At 67.0% G+C, this 1,454-nt stretch carries 1 protein-coding gene; it reads left to right on the top strand.

Features of this window, described 5'->3' with window-relative positions:
• The coding region (locus AC1DU6_RS31035; RefSeq protein ID WP_477861964.1) for a DNA translocase FtsK at positions 1-1,454 on the top strand (1,454 nt) is incomplete at both ends.

Below are 1,454 nucleotides of genomic sequence, written 5' to 3'. Positions count from 1 at the left end.
CAGCACCAGCGGCCAGCGAGACCTCGTCGGCAACCGCGTTGGCAGCTTTGGCGCCTGGTTATCGGACGRCCTGCTGTTCCTGTTCGGCTTTTCCGCCTGGTGGTTGCCGCTGCTGGCCCTGCGCGGCTGGCTGCGCAGCCTGGCCGGGCTGTTGCGCCATGACGTGGACCCCGTGCTGCGCTGGAGCCAGCGCGCGCGGTTCTGGGCTGGCATCGTGCTGCTCATCGGCGCGAGTTGCGCGCTGGAGTGGAGCCGCCTCTATGCCCTCGAGGCGCGCCTGCCCGGCCATGCCGGCGGCCTGGTCGGCTATGCGCTCGGGCCCCTGGGTATGAGGGGCCTGGGCTTTGCCGGCTCCGGCGTTGTCTGGATCGTGCTGCTGCTGACCGGCATGGCCTGGGCATTCCGCTTCTCCTGGGGGCATTTGGCGGAGCGCATCGGTGAGCGTATCGAGCAGTTGCGCGAGAAGCGCATCGAGCAGCGCGAGATGAAGGCCGATCAGAAGGCCGGTGAGCAGGCGGTGAAGGAGCGCGAGCAGGAGGTCGAGGTCGAGCGCCAAGCCGAACGCCAGTGGGAACAAGGTGGAGCCGACCACGCGCCGCTCGTCATCGAGGCGCCGGTCGTCGAGGTGCCCCAGTCCACGCGGGTGGCCAAGGAGCGCCAGCAGACGTTGTTCGTCGACGCCGGCGACGCCAAGCTCCCGCAAGTTGACTTGCTGGACGCCGCGCCCGGCCGCCAGGAGACGGTCACGCCTGAATCGCTGGAAATGACCAGCCGCCTCATCGAGAAGAAGCTGCGCGACTTCGGCGTCGAGGTGCATGTGGTCGCCGCATCCCCCGGCCCGGTCATCACGCGCTATGAGATCGAACCGGCCACCGGTGTGAAGGGCTCGCAGATCGTCGGCCTCGCCAAGGACCTGGCGCGCTCCTTGAGCCTTGTGTCCATCCGCGTCGTCGAGACCATCCCGGGCAAGAACTACATGGCGCTGGAGCTGCCCAACGCGCGCCGCCAGACCATCCGCCTGTCCGAAATCCTCGGCTCGCAGGTCTACGCGGACGCGTCGTCCCAGCTGACCATGGGCCTGGGCAAGGACATCGTCGGCCTGCCCATCGTCGCCGACCTTGCCAAGATGCCGCATTGCCTCGTGGCCGGCACGACCGGTTCGGGCAAGTCAGTGGGCATCAACGCGATGATCCTCAGCCTGCTCTACAAGGCCGAGGCCCGTGATGTGCGCCTCATCCTCATCGACCCCAAGATGCTGGAGATGAGCGTCTACGAAGGCATCCCGCATCTGCTGGCACCGGTCGTGACGGACATGAAGCAGGCCAGCAATGCGCTGAACTGGTGCGTTGGCGAGATGGAGCGGCGCTACAAGCTCATGTCCAAGATGGGCGTGCGCAACCTCGCCGGCTACAACAAGAAGATCGACGAGGCCAAGGCCAACGGCATCAGCATTC

Source organism: Roseateles sp. P5_B10 (genome assembly GCF_056400485.1).
The sequence above is the reverse complement of the archived record's forward strand: the minus strand, read 5'-3'. Positions and strand labels throughout refer to the sequence as shown.